21 protein-coding genes are annotated in these 21002 nt (G+C 71.4%); 11 read left to right on the forward strand and 10 right to left on the reverse strand.

From position 1 onward, the window contains the following. Window positions 1-5 precede the first annotated feature (5 nt). The 5 genes from ACIRQH_RS27660 to ACIRQH_RS27680 form a co-directional block, all read right to left on the reverse strand. Window positions 6-785, reverse strand: a complete 780-nt coding sequence (locus ACIRQH_RS27660; RefSeq protein ID WP_355880515.1) for a succinate dehydrogenase iron-sulfur subunit — start codon at window positions 783-785, stop codon at window positions 6-8. Next, window positions 785-2542 (reverse strand): succinate dehydrogenase flavoprotein subunit, encoded by a 1758-nt coding sequence (sdhA, locus tag ACIRQH_RS27665; protein WP_404227317.1) that lies wholly within the window; start codon window positions 2540-2542, stop codon window positions 785-787. The genes ACIRQH_RS27660 and sdhA overlap by 1 nt, the downstream gene beginning before the upstream one ends. A 23-nt stretch (window positions 2543-2565) precedes the next feature. After that, window positions 2566-3057 carry a succinate dehydrogenase hydrophobic membrane anchor subunit gene (locus tag ACIRQH_RS27670; protein WP_081219015.1) on the reverse strand — a complete coding sequence of 164 codons (492 nt, stop codon included), beginning with the start codon at window positions 3055-3057 and terminating at the stop codon, window positions 2566-2568. A gap of 5 nt (window positions 3058-3062) precedes the next feature. Then, window positions 3063-3443 carry a succinate dehydrogenase, cytochrome b556 subunit gene (gene sdhC / locus ACIRQH_RS27675; protein WP_121405616.1) on the reverse strand — a complete coding sequence of 127 codons (381 nt, stop codon included), beginning with the start codon at window positions 3441-3443 and terminating at the stop codon, window positions 3063-3065. A gap of 167 nt (window positions 3444-3610) precedes the next feature. After that, on the reverse strand, window positions 3611-4216 hold the full coding sequence (locus tag ACIRQH_RS27680) for a 2-oxo-4-hydroxy-4-carboxy-5-ureidoimidazoline decarboxylase (RefSeq protein ID WP_358816653.1): 606 nt from the start codon (window positions 4214-4216) through the stop codon (window positions 3611-3613). A 354-nt stretch (window positions 4217-4570) separates the two neighbouring features. Here ACIRQH_RS27680 and ACIRQH_RS27685 point away from each other — a divergent pair, with 354 nt between their 5' ends. From ACIRQH_RS27685 to ACIRQH_RS27725, 9 genes are all read left to right on the forward strand, one after another. Further along, entirely contained in the window at window positions 4571-6148 is a 1578-nt protein-coding gene (locus ACIRQH_RS27685; protein WP_404227572.1) for a glycoside hydrolase family 20 protein, read from the forward strand. A 231-nt stretch (window positions 6149-6379) separates the two neighbouring features. Then, window positions 6380-7138, forward strand: a complete 759-nt coding sequence (locus tag ACIRQH_RS27690; protein ID WP_404227321.1) for a DUF4328 domain-containing protein — start codon at window positions 6380-6382, stop codon at window positions 7136-7138. 106 nt (window positions 7139-7244) lie between these two features. After that, window positions 7245-7781, forward strand: coding sequence for a hypothetical protein (locus ACIRQH_RS27695; protein ID WP_404227324.1), 537 nt, complete (start codon window positions 7245-7247; stop codon window positions 7779-7781). Window positions 7782-7867: 86 nt separating this feature from the next. After that, window positions 7868-8440, forward strand: a complete 573-nt coding sequence (locus ACIRQH_RS27700; RefSeq protein ID WP_388869348.1) for a hypothetical protein — start codon at window positions 7868-7870, stop codon at window positions 8438-8440. A 289-nt stretch (window positions 8441-8729) separates the two neighbouring features. Beyond that, a complete protein-coding gene (locus ACIRQH_RS27705; RefSeq protein ID WP_358816517.1) occupies window positions 8730-9110 on the forward strand; it encodes a hypothetical protein in 381 nt (126 codons plus the stop codon). Between the two features lie 159 nt (window positions 9111-9269). Next, window positions 9270-9887 carry an RNA polymerase sigma factor gene (locus tag ACIRQH_RS27710; RefSeq protein ID WP_404227327.1) on the forward strand — a complete coding sequence of 206 codons (618 nt, stop codon included), beginning with the start codon at window positions 9270-9272 and terminating at the stop codon, window positions 9885-9887. An 80-nt stretch (window positions 9888-9967) separates the two neighbouring features. Beyond that, the gene (locus tag ACIRQH_RS27715) at window positions 9968-10450 is read left to right on the forward strand and encodes a hypothetical protein (protein ID WP_404227329.1); all 483 of its coding nucleotides are present in this window, start codon (window positions 9968-9970) and stop codon (window positions 10448-10450) included. Between the two features lie 419 nt (window positions 10451-10869). Then, on the forward strand, window positions 10870-11532 hold the full coding sequence (locus ACIRQH_RS27720; RefSeq protein WP_358816520.1) for an RNA polymerase sigma factor: 663 nt from the start codon (window positions 10870-10872) through the stop codon (window positions 11530-11532). Beyond that, window positions 11532-12608 carry a hypothetical protein gene (locus tag ACIRQH_RS27725; RefSeq protein ID WP_388869360.1) on the forward strand — a complete coding sequence of 359 codons (1077 nt, stop codon included), beginning with the start codon at window positions 11532-11534 and terminating at the stop codon, window positions 12606-12608. The genes ACIRQH_RS27720 and ACIRQH_RS27725 overlap by 1 nt, the downstream gene beginning before the upstream one ends. Window positions 12609-12909: 301 nt before the next feature. Here ACIRQH_RS27725 and ACIRQH_RS27730 read toward each other — a convergent pair whose 3' ends face one another. Beyond that, on the reverse strand, window positions 12910-13758 hold the full coding sequence (locus ACIRQH_RS27730; protein WP_358816522.1) for a L,D-transpeptidase family protein: 849 nt from the start codon (window positions 13756-13758) through the stop codon (window positions 12910-12912). A gap of 345 nt (window positions 13759-14103) precedes the next feature. On the opposite strand from ACIRQH_RS27730, the gene leuE reads away from it, so the two are divergent. Then, window positions 14104-14754, forward strand: a complete 651-nt coding sequence (gene leuE / locus ACIRQH_RS27735) for a leucine efflux protein LeuE (protein ID WP_358816523.1) — start codon at window positions 14104-14106, stop codon at window positions 14752-14754. Window positions 14755-14764: 10 nt separating this feature from the next. Here the strand turns inward: leuE and ACIRQH_RS27740 are convergent, their stop codons facing one another. After that, the gene (locus ACIRQH_RS27740) at window positions 14765-16216 is read right to left on the reverse strand and encodes an FAD-dependent oxidoreductase (protein ID WP_404227334.1); all 1452 of its coding nucleotides are present in this window, start codon (window positions 16214-16216) and stop codon (window positions 14765-14767) included. Between the two features lie 39 nt (window positions 16217-16255). Between ACIRQH_RS27740 and ACIRQH_RS27745 the strand changes: the two genes are divergently transcribed. Continuing rightward, the gene (locus tag ACIRQH_RS27745; RefSeq protein ID WP_358816525.1) at window positions 16256-16924 is read left to right on the forward strand and encodes a TetR/AcrR family transcriptional regulator; all 669 of its coding nucleotides are present in this window, start codon (window positions 16256-16258) and stop codon (window positions 16922-16924) included. A 39-nt stretch (window positions 16925-16963) separates the two neighbouring features. On the opposite strand, the gene ACIRQH_RS27750 is transcribed toward ACIRQH_RS27745, so the two are convergent. The 3 genes from ACIRQH_RS27750 to ACIRQH_RS27760 all read right to left on the reverse strand — a co-directional run bounded on the left by ACIRQH_RS27750 (window position 16964) and on the right by ACIRQH_RS27760 (window position 20891). After that, window positions 16964-18127: an acyltransferase gene (locus tag ACIRQH_RS27750; RefSeq protein WP_358816526.1), complete on the reverse strand. Its 1164-nt coding sequence runs from the start codon at window positions 18125-18127 to the stop codon at window positions 16964-16966. Between the two features lie 452 nt (window positions 18128-18579). Next, a complete protein-coding gene (locus ACIRQH_RS27755) occupies window positions 18580-19914 on the reverse strand; it encodes an alpha-2,8-polysialyltransferase family protein (RefSeq protein ID WP_388869367.1) in 1335 nt (444 codons plus the stop codon). Continuing rightward, window positions 19911-20891, reverse strand: a complete 981-nt coding sequence (locus ACIRQH_RS27760) for a glycosyltransferase family 2 protein (protein ID WP_358816655.1) — start codon at window positions 20889-20891, stop codon at window positions 19911-19913. Before ACIRQH_RS27760 ends, ACIRQH_RS27755 begins: the two co-directional genes overlap by 4 nt. Window positions 20892-21002 lie beyond the last annotated feature (111 nt).

Here is a 21002-nt window from a genome sequence, read left to right on the forward strand (position 1 = left end):
AGCGGTCAGAAGCGACGCGTGATCAGCGCGCGCTTGACCTCCTGGATCGCCTTCGTGACCTCGATGCCTCGGGGGCAGGCGTCCGTGCAGTTGAACGTCGTGCGGCAACGCCACACGCCGTCCTTGTCGTTGAGGATCTCCAGCCGCTGCTCGCCGGCCTCGTCACGCGAGTCGAAGATGAAGCGGTGGGCGTTCACGATGGCGGCCGGACCGAAGTACTGGCCGTCGTTCCAGAACACCGGGCAGGACGACGTGCACGCCGCGCACAGGATGCACTTGGTGGTGTCGTCGAACCGCTCGCGGTCCTCGGCCGACTGCAGACGCTCGCGCGTCGGCTCGTTGGTGTCCTTCGTGATGAGGAACGGCATCACGTCGCGGTACGCCTGGAAGAACGGGTCCATGTCGACCACGAGGTCCTTCAGCACCGTCAGGCCCTTGATGGCCTCGACCGTGATCGGCTTCTCGGGGTTCAGGTCCTTGATCAGCGTCTTGCAGGCCAGGCGGTTCTTGCCGTTGATCCGCATGGCGTCCGAGCCGCAGATGCCGTGCGCGCAGGACCGTCGGAACGTGAGCGTGCCGTCCTGGTCCCACTTGATCTTGTGCAGCGCGTCGAGGACACGCTCCTTGGGGTCGATCTCCAGCTGGAAGTCTTCCCAGACCGCCTCCGCCGAGATCTCCGGGTTGTAGCGGCGGATGCGGAACGTGGCGGTGATGTACGGCGAGTCGCCGAAACCGGCCTCGGGCGCGCCGGCGGCGTCCGCCTTGTCCAGGGTGGGAGTAGCCATCAGTACTTACGCTCCATCGGCTGGTAGCGGGTCTGGACGACCGGCTTGTAGTCGAGTCGGATGGACTCGGTGCCGTCGTCGCCGACCTCGCGGTACGCCATGGTGTGGCGCATGAAGTTGACGTCGTCGCGGCTCGGGTAGTCCTCGCGGTAGTGACCGCCGCGGGACTCCTTGCGGGCGAGTGCGGACACGGCCATGACCTCGGCGAGGTCGAGCAGGTTGCCCAGCTCGATGGCCTCGAGGAGGTCCGTGTTGAAGCGCCGGCCCTTGTCCTGGATCGAGACGTTCAGGTAGCGCTCGCGCAGCTCCGCGATCTTCTCGACCGCCGTCTTGATCGTCTGCTCGGTGCGGAACACCATCACGTTGGCGTCCATGCACTCCTGGAGCTCCAGGCGGATCGCGGCGACCCGCTCGGTGCCCGTGGAGTCGCGCAGGCGCTCGACCTGGGCCACGACCTTCGAGGCCGGGTCCTCCGGCAGCTCGATGTGGGCGTCGACCTTCGCCGAGTACTCCGCGGCGGCGATACCGGCGCGCTTGCCGAACACGTTGATGTCCAGCAGCGAGTTCGTGCCGAGGCGGTTGGCGCCGTGCACGGACACGCAGGCGACCTCGCCGGCCGCGTACAGACCCGGGACGACCGTGGTGTTGTCCGAGAGGACCTCACCCTGGACGTTCGTCGGGATGCCGCCCATGGCGTAGTGCGCGGTGGGCTGGATCGGGATCGGGTCCGTGTAGGGCTCGATGCCGAGGTAGGTGCGCGCGAACTCGGTGATGTCGGGCAGCTTGGCGTCGAGCTGCTCCGGCGGGAGGTGCGTGAGGTCGAGGTAGACGTGGTCGCCCTCGGGACCGCAGCCGCGGCCCTCACGGATCTCCGTGTAGATGGAGCGGGACACGACGTCACGGGACGCGAGGTCCTTCATGACCGGCGCGTACTTCTCCATGAAGCGCTCGCCGTCCTTGTTGCGGAGGATGCCGCCCTCACCGCGGGCGCCCTCCGTCAGCAGGATGCCCATGCGCCAGATGCCGGTCGGGTGGAACTGGAAGAACTCCATGTCCTCCAGCGGCAGCCCGCGACGGTAGACGGCGGCCTGGCCGTCACCGGTCAGCGTGTGCGCGTTGGAGGTCACCTTGAAGAACTTGCCGGTGCCGCCGGAGGCGTAGATCACGGACTTCGCCTGGAAGACGTGGATCTCGCCGGTCGCGAGCTCGTAGGCGACGACGCCCGCCGAGTGCTTGACGCCGGCGACCTCGACGATGAGCTGGTCGAGGACGTAGAACTCGTTGAAGAACTCCACGCCCTCCTTGACGCAGTTCTGGTACAGCGTCTGGAGGATCATGTGACCGGTGCGGTCCGCGGCGTAGCAGGACCGGCGGACCGGGGCCTCGCCGTGGTTGCGGGAGTGACCGCCGAAGCGGCGCTGGTCGATCGTCCCGTCGGGCGTCCGGTTGAACGGCAGGCCCATCTTCTCCAGGTCGAGGACCGAGTCGATGGCCTCCTTCGCCAGGATCTCGGCGGCGTCCTGGTCGACCAGGTAGTCACCGCCCTTGACCGTGTCGAAGGTGTGCCACTCCCAGTTGTCCTCTTCCACGTTGGCGAGCGCGGCGGCCATGCCGCCCTGCGCGGCGCCCGTGTGGGAGCGGGTGGGGTAGAGCTTCGTCAGCACGGCGGTGCGGCTGCGCTTCGTCGACTCGATGGCGGCGCGCATACCGGCGCCGCCGGCGCCGACGATGACGGTGTCGTACTTGTGGATCTTCATGAGTGGTTGCCTCAGCCCCGTGCCTAGCGAATGTTCGGGTCGAAGGTGAAGATCACCAGCGTGCCCAGCAGGATCGTGAACACCGTGGCGGTGTAGAGCAGGCCCTTCAGCCACAGGCGCGTGTTCGCGCGCTCCGCGTAGTCGTTGATGACGGTACGCAGGCCGTTGGCGCCGTGCAGCATGGCGAGCCACAGCATGGCCAGGTCCCAGACCTGCCACCAGGGGTTCGCCCACCGGCCGGCCACGAAGGCGAAGCCGATCTTGGAGACGCCGCCGTCCAGCACGAGCTGGATGAGCAGGTGGCCGATGACCAGGACGACCAGGACGATGCCGGACAGGCGCATGAAGAGCCAGCCGTACATCTCGAAGTTGCCACGCGTGGACTTCGGGGTCTTCTTGGTGCGCTTGCGGGGGGCCTCGATGAACGGGGCCGGGTTGTCGACGCTGTACGCCGAGAACTCTCCGGCACCCTCGACGGGGCCGATGCCGGAAGCGGCGGTGTCAGTAGTGGACATCTGTGTCAGCTCCCGAAGACTTCGCGGAATGCGTGCCCGAGCACGGGGTAGAGCGCCCCGGCCATCAGCACGACCCAGATACCGACGACGGACCAGAGCATCTGCTTCTGGTAGCGCGGGCCCTTCGACCAGAAGTCGACGGCGATGACACGCAGGCCGTTCAGCGCGTGGAACAGGATGGCGGCGACGAGGCCGTACTCCAGCAGCGCGACGATCGGGGTCTTGTACGTGGACACGACCTTGTCGTAGTCCTCGGGGGAGACACGGACGAGAGCGGTGTCCAGTACGTGTACGAACAGGAAGAAGAAGATGAGGACGCCGGTGACTCGATGAGCCACCCAGGACCACATTCCTTCCCGGCCGCGGTACAGCGTTCCAGCCGGCACGGAAGAACCCTCCGGGAGCGGGGATTGGGGCCGCGCCGGCTTCTGTGTCGGACGGGCCCGGCCGGGTACGGTCCACCGGCCCCGGCCATCGTAGCGACGTGTTGTCGGAACGCTTACAGCGGCCCTATCAATGTGATCAAACTGGCAATCAATCAGCCACGTTCGGGCTATTGCGGGCGCCCGGCGTCGGCGTGGCCCGGCCGCGGGCCGTCCGGGGCGGCGAACTGGAGGATGAGGCGGGAGAGCCGGCCGCGGGCCAGTCGCCGCAGCTCCTCGGCGGTGGTGAACCGCTCCTCCTCGGGGTCGTTCGTCAGCCGTGACCGGATGCCCACGAGCACCTGGTCGAGCGCCTCGCCCGGGGCGAAGCCGTCCAGGCAGATGACGAACACGTGCCCGAATCGACTCTCGTAGGCGGCGTGCGCGGCGCTCAGCGCGGTGTGGGCGGCGGAGTACGCGCCGTCCGGGAGCAGCGTCAGCGACTCGCCGGCCAGGGCTTCGGCCAGGTCGGCCGGGGTCAGGTCGTACGCTGCCTCGTCGGACGCGGCGAGCAGCGCGGCGAGATCCGGGTAGGGCCGGTGGGCGGCGAGCCGGTGCGCCCAGCGCAGGCTGCGGCAGCAGGTGAGCAGGGCCCGGGTGACCGCTTCGGCCGGCGCGGAGTTGAACCCGTCGAGACGGGCCGGGGACGGCGCCGCGCTCTTCTGTTCGGGCAGGGCGACCCGGCCGGGGAGGTGTGGGAGACGGTGCGACGTCAGCGTGGATCCTCGGCGATGGATGGAGAGAGGCGACGTCCCGTGAGCGTGACGTGCGCGCGATACGTGTGTTTCGGCAGGGGGAGAAGTGAAACCTGTGCAGCTCACGCTATCGAGATGTGGCAAGAGCTGTCCGACGGATGCCCGAATTTCACCCGGACGGGAGAGTTTCGGAGCGGCTGGTGGACGGCAGCGGTGGCGGCCGGGGCAGAGTTCGCGGTGGAGTGGAGAGGTGGACACCCCGATGGAGGAGTACACCTGGTCGGAGGAGTGGATCTCCTGTGGGAGGGGCCCGGCTGACGAAATGAGGATGGCGGCGTGACGGGAGGCAGGCGGCGTGCGCCGCGGCAGAAGGCGTGGTGGCAGGGCCGTGCCCAGATCGCCGCGGGCGGTCTCGCGGTCGCCGGCGTCGTCGCGGTGGCCGTCGTGGTCTGGCCGGGCGGCGGCAGCGGGGAACCGGCCGGGTCGGGCGACGCCTCCAAGGCCGCGACCGCCGGCGTGTCGCCCAGCGCCAGTCCCTCGCCGAGCAGGAGCTACCCCCTGTCGAAGGCTCCCCGCACCATTCCCGCCGTACGGGAGCACACCGCGGCCCACGGCCCCGGCTGGCGTCCCGCCTCCGGTGGCCGGGTCGTCGTGGACGACGCCGCTCTCGCCGACGAGGGCAAACTGCTCGCCGGGGAACTCGAGCTGACGTACGCGGGCCAGGACGACCCCGAGGACGGCGACGTCGAGCTGGGCCTGAACGACGGCGCCGCGGGCCCCGAGTCGTACACCCTCACCGTCAGGAACCACCGGGTCACGATCAAGGGCCCCGCCGAGGCGGGGGTCTTCTACGGAACGCGCACCCTCAAGCAGGAGGTGCACGGCGGCGGCACCGCCCCGGAGGGCGTGGTGAACGACCGGCCGGCGAAGCCGCAGCGCGGGTTCATGCTCGACATCGCCCGCAAGCACTTCACGGCGGGCTGGATCGAGGACCGGGTGCGCGAGCTCGGCGACCTGAAGTTCAACCAGCTCGGCCTGCACTTCTCCGACGACCAGGGCTTCCGCATCCAGTCCGACACGCACCCCGAGATCGTGTCGAAGCAACACCTGAGCAAGGCCGAGGTCCGCCGGATCATCGCCCTCGCCGCGAGCCGACACATCACCGTCGTCCCCGAGATCGACTCGCCCGGACACCTCGGCGCGGTCATCGCCGCGCACCCCGACCTCCAACTGCGCAACGTGTCCGGGGCGGCCACACGCGGCGCCGTCGACATCTCCAAGCCGGCCGCGGCGGACATCGTCGACGACCTGCTCAACGAGTACGCGGACCTCTTCCCGGGCGCCTACTGGCACGTCGGCGGCGACGAGTACCAGGCCCTGACCGTGTCGAACCCGGCCGCCTCCTTCCCGCAGCTCGCCACCGCCGCGCGGAACAAGTACGGCGCGGGCGCGAGCGTCGCCGACCTCGCGACGGGCTGGCTGAACGACCGCGCCGCCGTGGTCCAGGGGCACGGCCGGACGGCGCGCGCCTGGAACGACGGCTTCTTCCGCGGCGGCACCGTCCAGGCGGACGGCGACCTCCAGGTGGCGTACTGGACCGGCAAGGAGATCGGGGCCCGGCCCCCGGTCGAGTACCTGACCGCGGGCCGCAAGGTCATCAACTACAACGACGAGTTCCTCTACTACGTCCTCGGCGAGCCCCAGACCTTCGTCTACCCGACCGGACAGCGCATCTACGAGCAGTGGACGCCGCTCGTCCTGCGCGGCACGGCGGCGGTCCCCGCGAAGTACGACTCCCAGATCCTCGGCGGGTCCTTCGCCGTCTGGTGCGACCTCGCGAACTCGCAGACCCAGGACCAGATCGCGGCCGGCATCCGCATGCCTCTGCGCGCCACGGTCCAGAAGCTGTGGGACCCGGACAGGCCCGAACTCTCGTGGACGGAGTTCTCGGCGCTCGCGAAGCGGCTGGGCTGAGCGGCCGGCCGGGGCGCGCGCGACGGCGGGCCGACTGAGCCGCGGGCCGCCGAAAGCGCTGGTCCGGACAAGTGGCGGCGCTTTGCGGGCCGGTCGTGACGGGCTGGACGCACGGCTCTGCAGAACCGTATCTTCCGGATACGTATTCGTGTGCCGGGCGTGACCCTGGGGAGGGGCGCGCCCGGCTTGTCGTGTCGGCACCGCGCTGTGCCGTGCACCTGGGGGGTTCTCATGACCATGCCGCCGTCGCACTCCGTGCCACCGGGGCCCGTCTCGCCGATGCCCGCGGCGCGGCCGCTGCCGCCGCTGCCGCCTCTGCCACCCCCGAACGGGCGGGCCGTGCTGCGCTCACCGGTCGGCCTCGGCAGAGCTGCCGTCGCGCTGCTCGCGCTGGTGATCGCCGCCGACCTCTTCGCGGTCTGGGCGGACTGGACGATGTACGACGTGTCCGGGGCCCTCGCGGGCGGCGACTTCGGCGACGGCGTCCAGCGGCGGGCCACGGACGCGGACACGCTGGTCGCCAGGTCGGGGTACGCCCAGTCGGCCGCGATGGTGGGCTCCGTCGTCGTCTTCCTGATCTGGTTCCTGCGGGTCCGGGTCAACGCCGAGGTGTTCAACCCGTACGGGCACAGCAAGTCCCGGACGTGGGCCGGCTGGGGATGGTTCGTCCCCGTGGCGAACCTGTGGTTCCCGCGCCGGGTGACGCTGGACATCTGGGACGCGAGCGTCCCCGCCGGGTCCCGGAGCGGCAACGCCCTGGTCAACGTCTGGTGGACCTTCTGGGTCCTCGTCCTGCTCGCCGACCGGGCGTCCAGCAGCGCGTACAGCAAGGCCGGCACCGCCGATGAGATCCACGACGCCGCCGCCCAGGTCATGTTCAGCGACGTCGTCGACATCGTGGCCGCCGCCCTCGCGATCCTCGTCGTGCTGAAACTGACCCGCATGCAGCACCTGAAGGCGCTCCAGGGTCCCGCCGCGTACGCCGTCTGACGCGCGTCCGACCGGCACCGGTTCGTCCCTTTCTCTGGTCAACCCCGGCACCCCTGTGGTGTATTCGGCCCCAGCCGCCGAACCGAGACACCCGGGGGGAACCGGTATGGGGTATTGGGGCTATTTCGTCGTGGGCAGAAGCGAGCAGCCACTCGCGCGGACCGCGGCGCTGGCCGGGGTGCCGGGCCTGCTGTCCCGGACGACGGCGCCCGGTGGCTGGCAGGTCTGGGAGTACCCGGGCGCGGGGGCCGGGATCGGGAGCATGCGGGTGCTCGCCCGCGAGACCGGCGCGCCCGCGCTCTTCGGGTACGTGATGGACAGCGCCTGCGTGGCGGTCGAGGCGGCGGCGCCGTCCGGCGACGCGTGGAGCACCTGCCTGGCCCGGAACGTCATGGCCGGCCATCTCGCCGGCGGCGAGAGCGGACTGGGTGTCGACGACTACTTCCTGGAGCCCGCCGACGCGGCCGGACGGGCGGTCGCCTGGGCCGCCGAGGCGGGGCACTCGGTGACCGCCGGAGCACTGCTCGCCGTCCTGGAGGCGGAGCCGGGGGCCGGGCCGGACGGGCGGGCGGCCGAGCCGGGGACGATGGCCGAAAACCTGTTCTTCCAGCTCCTCGACCGGCTCGGTGTGGTGCCACTGTGACACTCCTGGACCGTTGCACGCAGTAAGGGGAAGTGCGGGCTCCGTAAAGCGAGGGCGCCCTGTTGAGGCATTTCGAGGGAGTCGTGATGAGTCTGGTGGAACTGATCGCTCAGGCCGACGAGAGAAGTCTGGCAGCGAGCGGTCTGGCTTGTTTGGATCGGTGCGTCCCGCTGCTGGGCGGTGACGACGACGTCCTGCGCCCGCTGTGGGCGTGCCTCGCGGAGGCGGACGCCTGGGCCGAGTGGGGCACGCGTCTGGAGCAGGCGCGCGCCAAGCTGGACGCGGGGGTGCCCGAACCGCCCGTCACCGAGGAGGACCACGCGGCCGTCCTCACCCGCATGATGCTCGACACCGTTCCCTCGGAGCCCTCGGAGGGGGAGCTCCGCGCCTGGGCGGACGCCTGCTCGCTGACGGGGCTGCGGGCGCATCGCCGTCTCGACCACGCGGACGACACCACGTCCTGGCCGACGGTGCGCGAGGAGGGCCGCACCGAGGGGCTGTCCCCGCTCGTCGCCGCCGAACTGCGCCGCCAGACCGCCGTCCTGGAACTCCTCGCCGAACACGGCACGAGCGGACTGCGGTTCGTGCTGGACACGTCGGTCGAGGCCCGGCGCATCCTGCGGGCGGTGGTCTCCCGCAGGGCGCGGGGAAGGTCGTAGTCCGCCCGGCGGGCAAGGAGACCCCTGACCGGCGGGGCGGACAGGGAGAACCCCGGATCCTCGGTCCGGCGCCCGGCGTCGGCTGTCCCGGACCCGCGCCGCTCGGACCGGCTCGGGTCCGGGTCCGCTGTGCCCGCGGCCCGGGACGGCCCCGGCGGGCGGGCGTCAAACCTGTGCGCCTGGGGGGTTCCTGTGACTGTCCTGGGGTGGAGATGGCGGTCCTGGGACGGTGTCGCGAACCCTCGCCGATCCGGGTGACGAATCCGGCCGCCGCCACGCTCTACCGAATGTGAACGCTACTCGGACAACCAGGCCTTCAGCTGCGACGAAGCCCGTTCGCTGGGCGGCCGACTCGGTCGCGACCATGCGCGAGGGCGCCCGACTGCGCCTCGACTACTCCGCGCAGAGTCTGTGGCGGGTCGACCGCATGATCGAGGAGATACGCCGGGAAGGGGCACCGTACGCCGCCGTCGAGAGCGTGCTGCGCGGGTTCGGCGCGTACGCCGGTGAGGTCGTCGCCCGCCGCACGGGCGCCGAGTGGTGGGAGACCGGTGGCGAACACTGGCTGCGCACCCCCGACGGCCGCCTCTGGGACCCGATCGACGAGGCCCGCCGCGCCTACGCGGGCGACGGCTCCCTGCGGCTGCTGTGCCGGGAGGCCACGCGATAACCGACCCCCCGGCGCACTCGCCGCCGGCGGAGGGGCCCGGGCAGCTGACGTGCTGTGACATTTCCGTGGGGACCGGCGCTGATGACCATGAGGGTGCCGGCGCGGTCGGTCGTGTCGGCAGAGCACACTCGGGCGAACTCGGCGTGAACGAGGACAGTGTTGGGCCAGGGAGGGGAACCCCGCCGCGCGCAGCCGTACGACGGAGAACTGGGCGTGGCCGTCGCGCGGGCGCAGGAGGGGGACGAGGCCGCCTTCGCCGTCGCGTACCGGATGGTGCAGCCCGGACTGCTCGGATACCTGCGCGGGATCGTCGGGGACGACGCGGAGGACGTGGCGTCCGAGGCCTGGCTGGAGATCGCCCGGGACCTGGGGCGGTTCCGCGGTGACGGCGCCGGGTTCCGCGGCTGGACCGCGACCATCGCCCGGCACCGGGCGCTGGACCATCTGCGGCGGCTGAAGGCGCGGCCCCGGGGCACGCCCATCGAGCAGGACGTGCTGGAACTGCCCGGCAGGCACAGCACTCATGACGAGGTGTTGGAGACACTGTCCACGGAGTACGCGCTGGAACTGGTTGCGGGGCTGCCGCGCGACCAGGCCGAGGCGGTGCTGCTGCGGGTCGTCGTCGGCCTCGACGGACCGGCCGCGGCGCGGGTGCTCGGCAAACGCCCGGGCGCGGTGCGCACCTCGGCCCACCGGGGTCTGAGACGGCTCGCGCGCCTGCTCGCGGCCGAGGGTGTGACGGACGAGGCGCCCCCGACGCTGGGGGATTCGGGATGAACCTCGGAGCGGCGGGCTGAGAGGGAACCGGCATGGGACCGGACGGAGTGCCTGGGGAACCCGGGGAAGTTGTGGAACCCGTGGGGCCCGGTATCAGTGAACGGCACGGTGGCGGCGGATCCCCCGGCCACCGGGCGGCCGGCGCGGCAGGTACCGGTGGCGATGTCGGCGATCGTAGCGCCGTCGCGGGCGGTGGAGGAGGCCGTGGTGTCGCCCTCGGCGTACGGGCCGTCGTCGGGTCGCTGCTCGCCGCCGCGATGCGGGGCCTCTCGGACGACGGCGAGGCGGAGGCGCACGCCGTCGCCGCCTTCCGCGCCGCCCGGGACGGCGGCGCGCACACGGCACCCACGCGTCGGCGGGACGACTGGCGTCACCGCAGGAGCGCGGGCGCGACCGGGATTGGGGGGAACGCCGGACGGCCGGGGGGCACGGTGGCCGCGGCGGACTGCGGGGTGCCGGACACGGAACCGGTCGCGGTGGAAGCGGCGGTGGTGACGACGGAGGGAACCGGAGCGGCAGGGGCGGCCGGGGTTCCGCGGCAGGCCGGGCCGCGCACGGATTGAGCCATGGGCGGGCCGGGCGGAGCCGGTGCATGTGCCGAGGGGTGGTGCCGATGGCAACGGCCGGAGCCGCCACCCCCCACAGGAGAGGCCCCGACCGTCGCGCGGCACGGGCCGCGCGGCGGCCCGTACTCAGTACAGCGCCGCGACTGCGTTTTGTGTCACACCTCGCTCTGTCACCAGATAGTTGCACGTTGTACGAACATGGACGGGGAGCTGTTTCAGGCCGTAACGTTCCATTCGCGCCGGGTGCCGAGGACCGACGGAACCGTGACCACGAGGACCCGAGACCGCGGGCCGCGTGGGACCTGTGACCAGAACCACGTGGAACCCGGGACCGCAACCATTCATCGAGGAACCACGACGGCGAGAAACCGGTCCGCGAGAGCGGCACCGGACGGGGCGCAAAGAGGGGCGCGGGGGTGCTGGGGGACGACGCGGAGCTGACCGCCGCGGTGCGTGCTGCGCAGGACGGGGACGAGACCGCGTTCCGGACTGTGTACCGCGCCGTGCACCCACGGCTGCTCGGCTACGTACGGACGCTGGTCGGGGAGCCGGACGCGGAGGACGTCACGTCCGAGGCCTGGCTCCAGATCGCCCGTGACCTGGAGCGGTTCAGCGGCGACGCGGACCGGTTCCGCGGCTGGGCGGCGCGCATAGCCCGCAACCGGGCCCTGGACCACATACGGATGCGCGGACGCCGTCCCGCGACGGCCGGCGACGAGACCGAACTGGCCGGCCGCCCCGCCGAGTCCGACACCGCGAACGAGGCCATCGAGTCGCTGGCCACCGACAGCACGCTCTCGCTCATCGCCCAGCTCCCCCAGGACCAGGCGGAAGCCGTCGTCCTGCGGGTCGTGGTCGGCCTCGACGCCAAGACCGCGGCCGAGACGCTGGGCAAGCGCCCGGGCGCCGTCCGCACGGCGGCGCACCGCGGTCTGAAGCGGCTCGCGGAGCTGATCGGCGCGGATGCGGAATCGTCCGGCGCGCTCGACGCCGTTCCCCAGCAAAGAGGATCGCGCACCCGCGCGGTGACGTCCGCCGGTGTGACGCATACGCGTTCGCGGACGCAGAAGGACATGTGATGGCCGACGAGCAGTACAGGTGGCTGGACGCCGACGCCGCGGAGCGTCTGCTGCGCGGAGAGCCGCTGGAAGCCGTCGACGCGGGCACGCGCGAGCAGGTGGAGCGGCTCGCCGGGGTGCTCGACGCGCTGATCGCCGAACCCGCACCGAACAGCGACGAACTCCCCGGCGAGGCAGCCGCGTTGGCCGCTTTCCGGAAGGTGCGCGAGAGCGGCGAGGGGGCCGCCGCGCCACTCGGCCACCGCGATCTCGCGTGCTCCCGAGCCCATGCGGCCGACGCCGGTCTCGTGCGGATCGGGCGCGCGGCCGCCCACGGACGGCGTACGCGATGGGGGCGGCCCACCCGGATCGGGCTCGCCGCCGTGCTGGCCGCCGGGATGGTCGGCGGGGTCGCCGTCGCGGCCACAACCGGAGCGCTGCCGACTCCGTTCACCCGCCAACACCCGGACCCCGCCGCCTCGGTCACGGCGATCCGGACTCCCGACCGGCCGCTCGGCTCACCGGGGCCCACCGTCTCCGGAGGCGTCGGGTCCGTACTGCCGACACCCGGCGGCCCCTCGGACGGGCCGTCCGGTGACTCCCCGACGACCGCGCGCCCGGACACCGGTACCGCGTCGGGGCGTCCAGGCGACGACGCCACCGAGAGCACCGGCCGCAGCCCCGCGTGGTGGAGACGCGCGCGGACGTACTGCCGTGACGTCCTCGACGGCAAGGACCTCGACGGGGGACGCCGGCAGCTCCTGGAGCGCGCGGCGGGAGGCGGCCACCGGATCAAGCTGTACTGCGCGGGCCTGCTCGGCCGCCAAACCGGCGCCGGTGACGGCGAGGGCGCCGGGGACGACGGCAAGCAGGGTTCCGGTCAGGGCGGCCGGGACGATCGCGGGGACCAGGGCGACCAGGGCGGTGACGACGACGGCCATCACATAGGGCGCGGCAACGACCCCCGGGGAAACGGTGGTGTCGTCGCCCCCGTGCTGCCCGCGCACCCCGGTCCGGTGCGGCGGCTGCCGGTCAGGCCCGGAAAGTCCCAGGTCCCCCGGCCTGCGACGACGCCGCTGCCTGCCATCTCTTCGTGAGCCGAGGGGCGCGTCCCGTGTGCGGCCCGGAGTCCCGCTCCCCGGCGTCGGGCATCCGTCCGACCGGGCGGTACGCCGCTGACCTGCAGTTTCGTTTTTCCTTGAACTTTTTCTCCGGCCGGGTGTGACGTTTTCGGCCGCCGTGACGCAGTAATGGGTGAGCCGACTGGTCATCGGCCGTCGCACGGAGCCGGGGTTCCCCCCGTACCCATGGCTCCGTGCACCTGGCGCGGGCGGGACACGTTCCCCCGGTCCCGCCCGCGCCCCATACGTTTCCCCGCCCCCCCCCCGCAGCGCTCCGTCACCAGTAGACGACGACCTTGTCGCCCGTCCGGACCTGCGCGAACAGGGCCGACACCTTGCTCTCGTCACGGACGTTGACGCAGCCGTGCGAGGCCCCGTAGTAGCCGCGCGCGGCGAAGTCCGAGGAGTAGTGCACGGCTTGACCGCCGCTGAAGAACATCGCGTACGGCATGGACGTGTGGTAGAGCGTCGACACGTGGTGGCGTGACTTGAAGTAGACGGTGAACACGCCCTCGCGGGTCGGCGTGTACTGCGAGCCGAACCGCACCTCCATCTCCGAGACGGTCCTGCCGTCGACCATCCAGCGCAGGGTGCGGCTGGTCTTGCTGACACACAGCACCCGGCCCGTCAGGCAGCGCGGATCGGGCTTCGCGGCCGGCTGCCCGCCGTACGGATACAGCTCCCAGTCGGCCGGATCGTGCGTCATCTTCTTCAGCCGCTGCCAGGTGACGGCGTCCAACTGCCCGGTGCTCGGCAGCCCCCGCTTGCTCTGGAACCCCTTCACCGCCGCGACCGTACGGTCGTCGTACGTTCCCGTCGGCGGGGTGATCAGCCAGGCGACCTGGTGCAGCCGGGCCTGCGCCGAACGGATGTCGTCACCCCGGTCGCCGTGCGACCAGAGGACTTTGGCGGGGACTCCCTTCGAGGCGGCGGGTGTGCCGGCCCTGCCCTTGGCGCCGGTCGTCGGCTTGTCGTCGTCGCCCTTACGGGGGGCGGCGAGCGAACCGTCGATCCGTACGGGCGCCGCGGTCTTCCCCGACGCGTCCACGCCCTGGGCCGTGCAGCCGCTCAGCGCGGCCAGCGCCACGAGCGCGGCCAGCGGTCTCTTCATCCCTTTGGTACGCATCCGGACCCCTGTTCCACCCGTCCTGTCGTGCACATCGGGCCCCCTCTCGTCCCGCGTCCCCTGAGATGCTCCCCGCGGGCGACCGGCCACGAACCAGGCGGCATGGGGGCAGCGAACACGAGAACCCCCTGTCCCCACGGACGCACATGCGGTCGAAGGCGTTCCGACCTGGGTGATTCCTCCCTATGGGTGAGTAGAGGCGGACTCCGCGGACCCCCGGTCGCGTTCATGAAGAGTGACCCCCGAAAAGGAACCTCGACGGGGAACGAGCCGCGCGCCCCCGGTCGTGACGCAAGCGTGAGACAGGGCTGTGGGGCGTCGTAGGGGCGTGCGACACTCGCTGTCATGCTTGGTGTCATCGATCTCCCCACCTATCTGGCGGGGCTTGTGCTGATTGTCCTGTTGCCGGGACCGAACTCGTTGTACGTGCTGTCGGTCGCCGCCCGGAAGGGTGTCCGTACCGGGTACAGGGCCGCCGCGGGAGTGTGGTGCGGGGACACCGTGCTGATGACGCTGTCGGCGGCCGGCGTCGCGTCGCTGCTGCAGGCGAACGAGCTGCTGTTCGGGATCGTGAAGTACGCGGGCGCCGGTTATCTGACGTGGCTGGCGTTCGGGATGCTGCGGGCCGCGTGGGCTCTGTGGCAGGCCCGTCGGGAGCCCGCCGTGCAGAGCGCGGAGACCGAGCCGGTGGCCGGAGAGCGGCCGTTCCGGCGAGCGGTCGTGATCAGCCTCTTCAACCCGAAGGCGATCCTCTTCTTCGTCGCCTTCTTCGTGCAGTTCGTCGACCCCGGGTACGCCTACCCGGCGCTCTCCTTCGTCGTGCTCGGCGCCTTCGCCCAGCTCGCGAGCTTCCTCTACCTGACCGCCCTGATCTTCAGCGGTACGCGGCTCGCGGCGGCCTTCCGCCGCCGCAGGCGCCTCTCCGCCGGCGCCACCACCGCGGCCGGCGCCCTCTTCCTCGGCTTCGCGGTCAAGCTCACGCTCGCCAGCGCCTGAGGCCCGGCCGTCAGTTGGAGGTCAGGCCCACCGCGGCCGCGTACTCCGGCAGGGTCGTCGCCGTGCTGCCCGCCCAGCCGACGTAGCCGTCGGGGCGGACGAGGAAGACACCGGTGCCGTACCTCTCGTACGCGTCGACGCGTGCCGTGCGGACGCCCGGCAGCGCCCGCGGTTCCTCGTCCGTGCCGACCGTCAGCAGCGTCCAGTGCGGTCCCCTGAACACGTCGAAGAGGCGGACGCCGCCGACCGTCGCGTCGGGGGCGCGGTCCCCGGCGCGCAGCGCCTCGTCCGGCAGCTCGGTGCGGGTCTCCACCGCGAGGGGGGAGCCGCGGTAGCCGAGGCCGAGCTGACGGGTCGCCGCCCCGCGCCGGGTCTCGCCGCGGTGCACCCGGGTCGACAGACCGAGCATGTCGGCGGCGACGGGCCGCCGTTCCGTCTCGTAGGTGTCGAGAAGGGCGGCCGGTGCCGCGCCGCTCAGTACCGCGCCCAGCTTCCAGCCCAGGTTGTACGCGTCCTGGACGCTGGTGTTGAGCCCCTGCCCGCCGGCCGGCGAGTGGACGTGGGCGGCGTCCCCGGCGAGGAAGACCCGGCCCGTCCGGAAGCGGTCCGCGAGAGCGGCCCGCGGCCGGAAGTCCGAGGCCCAGCGCACCTCGGTCACGTCCTCGGGAGCGAGGTGGGAGCGCGCGGCGACGGTCTTGCGGATGCCCTCCAAGGACAGGTCGACGTCCGTGCCCTCCGGGAACTGCGCCACGACCTGGAAGTCCTCCGTACCGGCCAGCGGGCAGATCGCCAGGAAACCGCCGGTGTCCGCGCTCGGCGGGAAGACGTGCCAGTTGTCGCGGTCGAGGCCGCTGATCCGGACGTCCGCGACGAGCATGGGGTTCGGGTCGACGGTCTCCCCGGTCATGGCGATCCCGAGCGCGCGGCGCACGACGGAGCGGCCCCCGTCCGCGGCGACGACGTACCGGGCACGGACCGGCGCCCCGGAGGTGAACTCCACGGTCACGCCGGAACCGGCCTCGTCGACCCCGACGACTTCGCGGCCGAAGGCGACCCGCCCGCCGAGTTCCTCCAGGCGCGCGAAGAGGATCTCCTGCGTACGCCACTGCGGCACCATCCACGGTGTCGAGTACGGCGAGTCGTCGGTCGTGTCGGCGGGGTCGAACATCTGGTGCTCGCCGGTTCGCCGGCCGTCCTGCCAGACCATCCCCACCGGGTACTCGCCGCCCGCCGCGCGGATCGCGTCGAGCACGCCGAGGTCGTCGAAGACCTCCATCGTGCGCGGCTGGATCCCCTTGCCGCGTGAACCGGGGAACAGCGCGCCGGCCCGCTCGACGACGAGGGCGTCCACCCCGCGCCGGGCGAGATCCGCGCCGAGGGCGAGACCGGTCGGGCCCGCGCCGATGACGAGTACGTCCACGGTGTCCACGTCCACCATCTCCTTAACGTCGTTAAGTTCCATGCTCCGGAGCATGCCCTTAACGGCGTTAAACTGTCAAGCGTGGCCACTCAGAGAACCCAGAAGACCCAGCGCACCCCCAAGCTGGACCAGAAGCAGGTCGTGGAGACCGCCCTGCGGCTGCTCAACACGACGGGCCTCGACGGCCTGACCCTGCGGGCGATCGCCAAGGAGCTGGACGTGCAGGCGCCCGCGCTCTACTGGCACTTCAAGAACAAGCAGGAACTGCTCGACGAGATGGCCACGGAGATGTACCGCCGGATGGTCGCGGACGTGGGGGAGGACCCGGAGGGCGGCTGGCGGGAGCGGCTGCTCGCCGCCAACCGCGGACTGCGCGCGGCCCTGCTGAGCTACCGCGACGGCGCGAAGGTCTTCAGCGGATCACGGTTCAACGGCACGGTGCACGCGGTCGAGATGGAGCGCACGCTGAGGCTCTTCACCGACGCGGGCTTCACCCTCGACCAGGCGGTCCGCGCGACCACCACCGCGTACCTCTACACGCTCGGCTACGTCACCGAGGAACAGGGCGTCCAGCCCGTACCGGGCGAGCGGCGCGAGGGCTACGACGTGGCGGAACGCGCCCGCCGCATGGCCGAGTTCCCCCTGTCGGCGGCGGCGGGCGCGGAGATCTTCGAGAACTACGAACGGCATTTCGAGGAGGGCCTGCGGCTCGTCGTGGCCGGCATCGACGCGCTCTACGGGATCGCCTGAGGCGGGGCCGGCGGCGGCGGTCCGGCAGGCGCCCGCCGGCTACAACCGTGGTTTCGCCAGGGCGGAGCGCAGCTTCGGGGTGAGCCGGTTCTCGACGACGCGGTTCAGCAGCCAGGCCAGGAGCAGCATCGTGGCGACCGTCGCCAGGAACGTGGCGTAGGACGGCAGGTGCAGGGTGCGGTGGTAGGCCTCGATGACGACCCAGCCCAGGTGCTCGTGCACGAGGTAGAACGGGTACGTCAGCGCGCCCGCGACCGTCAGCCAGCGCCAGTTGGCCCAGTTCAGCCAGCCCAGCGCGATCGCGGCGACGGCGATGTAGCCGAAGGTGACGACGAGGATGATGCCGAGGGCCGAACGGTCCGAGAAGAACTGCGGGTTCGGGGCGTGCCACAGCCGCTGCACGGCGTAGTGCTGGCCGATCAGCCAGCTCACCCCGACGATGCCCCAGGCGTACGCGTCGCGGCGGTCGCGGTGGACGAGGTAGAGGCCGACGCCGCCGATGAAGTACGGGGCGTACTCCGGCATCAGGACCATGTTGAGGAGCGGTTCGTTCACGCCCTGCGCGACGGCCGCCGCCAGGGTCCAGCCCGCGCAGAACAGGATCACGCGCTGCCGGTTCGCCCCGGGCAGGACGATGCACAGCGCGAAGAGGGCGTAGAAGCGGACCTCCGCCCACAGCGTCCAGCAGACGCCCAGGACCCTGTCGACGCCGAGCGGCTGCTGGAGCATCGTCAGGTTGAGCAGCGCGTCGCTCGGCGAGACCGCCTTGTACGCGACGGCGGGCAGGGCGAACACCGCGGTCACGATGATGATGGCCGCCCAGTACGCGGGCAGCAGCCGGGAGGCGCGCGAGGCGAAGAAGGACCGCAGGGGCCGCCCCCAGCCGCTCATGCAGATGACGAAGCCGCTGATCACGAAGAAGACCTGCACACCGAGGCAGCCGTAGGCGAACAGCTGGTGCAGGGTGGGGAACTGGTGCTTCGGTGAGGTGCCCCAGGCCTGCGTGACCTCGCCGTCCCGGCCGCCGTAGTGATAGCACGCCACCATCAGGGCCGCGATCAGCCGCAGCCCGTCCAGGGCGCGCAGCCGGTTCTCCCGGCGGGCCGCGGGCTTGGGCGCGGGAGACGTCTCGGCAGGAGGCAGCACCGTGCGGACCGCGGTGCCGGTTGACGTCCCGCGGGCCTCCTCGGGCGTGTCGATCACAAGGTTCCCCTCGATGGGACTCAGCTGGCCCACAGCACGTTAGTCCGATAGTCGGGGATGCTTGCGCCGTGGCGAGGCCGGTTCGTCGTCCCGCCCACAGGCGTTCACCTGTGCGATACCCCGGCGTTGACAACTCTTCCGAATCATCACAAATCGCCCCCTCGTGCAGGAGTGCCGACGAACATGTGTCGGGGGAGGGGTGGTGCTCCGCAACGCGGCTCCCGGAAGACCGGGGAGCGGCGCAGGAGAGTGGGACAGGGGAGCGGAAAAAGGGCCCGCGAGACAGGGGAGCGGGGAGCGGGGCCCGGTCGCATCCGACCGCTCCCTCCCTCCCCGCTCCTCCGTCGCCGGCCCGCGACGCCCGCCTGGCCGCCCCCGGGCCGCCACGGGCCTCCGGGGCGGCGCCCCGTCCCGTGTGCCGGGCGGGCGCTCCCCGGGCCCCGCGGCCCGGCTCAGCGCCCCACGGCCCGCTTCAGCGAGCGCGCCCGCCGTGCCACCCGGCGGACCGTCGCGTTGCGCGGGATGAACGCGAGCTGCGCCGGGACCGCGCCCGGCAGGGCCAGCGACGTGAGGCGCTTGCGCTTGAAGTAGCGCCAGGTGTGCTGGTCCAGATGCCGCGTCAGGTAGCTCTCGGCCGCTGGGCGCAGATCGGGGTAGATCTTGGGCTGCATCGCGAAGCCCACGGCCCGCAGGAGCTTGGTCAGGTCCGCGACGTCCATGCCGGGGGGCTGCCCCGTCACGCCCGCCCGGTCCGACAGTTCGGGCAGCAGCGCGTCGACGATGGTCACGGGGACACGGTTGCTGTTCTCGTACGGGGTGAGGCGGTCCAGCAGCGAGCCGGTGCCCACCCGGGCGACCGGCAGGCCGTACAGCGCGGACGCCGTGAGCAGCGCCGTCGAGAAGCAGCCGACGACCAGGGCGGGCCGCATGCGCTGGTAGAGGACCTCGGCGAGGACCGGGGTGTCGAGAACCGTGAGGTCCGCGCCGAGCCGTTCCGCCTCGCGCTCCAGAAGGCGCGACCAGCGGGCCGGCGCCGTCGGGTGCGGCTTGAACACCACGCGGGTGTGGCCGAGGGCGATCGCGCCCTTCAGCATCCGTACGTGGAGGTCCTCCTCCTCCTCGGAGGTGAGGATGCCGAGGGCGGAGAGGTACTGGCCGAGCAGCAGCGCCGGTTCGTCCAGCGCGGGCAGCGCGTCGCCGGTGTCCACGAGCTGGGCGAGCACCTTCACGAACGCGTCCGTGGGCACGATCTCCGGTGCGACGCCGAACTCGGTGAGCAGCAGCGGCGTGAGGCCGGGGACCAGATCCAGGTGGAGCAGCCGGGTCACCCGGGTGCCGACCAGCGGGTCGATCTTGTTGCGGGTGGGTCCGTAGCTCATGAGGCCGTCGGCGTAGACGGTGACGGGCGCTCCCATGAAGATCTGGGAGATGCCGAGCGCGGGGTTGACCTGGATCGACTCCACGGCCAGCTCGACGTCGTCGTCGCCGAGGTTCCAGGCGAGCCGCAGGTGCCGTTCCCACAGAGGTACGTCGTCCGGGCGCGGGGCCCAGCCGCCGGGGTGGAACGGGGAGATGGTCTCGTTCCAGGAGATGACGTCGTCGAAGCGGCCGCGCAGCTGCTCGAAACCGGGCATCTCGTCCACGCCGGGCGTCGTCTCGGGCGTCGCCGCGTTGTTGGAGACGAGCAGGATGCGCCGGTCCGCGGGCCCGAAGCTGTCGGTGTCGAGGGCCGCGGCGAGCGTGGCCGTTCCGTACAGCGTGGACGCCATGAAGATCTGGGTGGTCACGCGGCCACCCCCGCGGCGGGCGCGGGCCGTCGGCGCAGTCGGCGCAGTCGCGTGGCGCGCTGGACGTCCATGGAGTCGAGAGCCTCGTCGAGCACGTCCTGCGGCATACGCCGCAGCGCGACGGCACTCATGGACTTCAATTTCCGTGCCACCGCTGGCTCGAACCTTTCGATGGATCCCAGGTGATGGGAAATGATCGCGCAATAGGTGCGCACGGCTTTCGGCAGGAGTTTGTCGGCGTCCCGGTCCTCGGCGGTTTCGGCCACCACCTGGTCGAACGCGCGAATGAAATCGAGCTGGCGTACGTCACCGATCTGGGTGAGGGAGGAGGCGACGCCACGCCGGTAGAACACGCCCAGCAGCCCGACGGTGGCGAAGGATTCGGCCTCCCGGTGCAGCTTCCAGATCCACGGCCGGTCCTCGGCCGTGCGCAGCCCGTCGGTGAAGTGGAGCAGCCCGCGGTCGACGAGCCGGCGATGGTAGATGCCCGCCCAGGCGTAGGCGTAGTCGACGGAGGTGGACCGGTCGGCGGGGAGAATGGCGTCGCGCGGGTTCAGGACGACTCCGCGGCGGCCGTGCGGGACACGGTGGACCGTGCGGGCCCGAGCCGTGCACTGGACATGGTCCGTCCGCACGAAGTCGCAGCCCAGGTCCTCGATGGAGGACAGGAGTTGTTCGTAGTAACCGGGGGCGAGCCAGTCGTCCCCGTCGAGGAACGTGAGGTACTCGCCACGCGCTCTGTCGATCCCTGTGTTGCGCGCGGTGGCCAGTCCTCCGTTCTTCTCGTGTCTGACATACACCGCGCCCGGGAGCTCGCGCTCCGCGCGCGCGAGAATGTCCGGTGTCTCGTCGCGCGAGCAGTCGTCGACGAGAATGAATTCGAAGTCCTGTCGTGCGTTCGCACGCAGGCTCTTCAGAGTGTCTGGCGCGTATTGCTGCACGTTGTAGAACGGCACGATGACGGAGAGCTTGACCACCCCTGTGACGTTAGGGGGCGGCCCGGCATTCGTCTTGACCGTTGGTGAGATACGAGGTGAACGACGCGTGGCGGAATCGTGAACCACGTCGTTTTCCGGGTCGTTCGCGGG

The organism is Streptomyces sp. NPDC102279 (genome assembly GCF_044766365.1).
Taxonomy (GTDB): domain Bacteria; phylum Actinomycetota; class Actinomycetes; order Streptomycetales; family Streptomycetaceae; genus Streptomyces.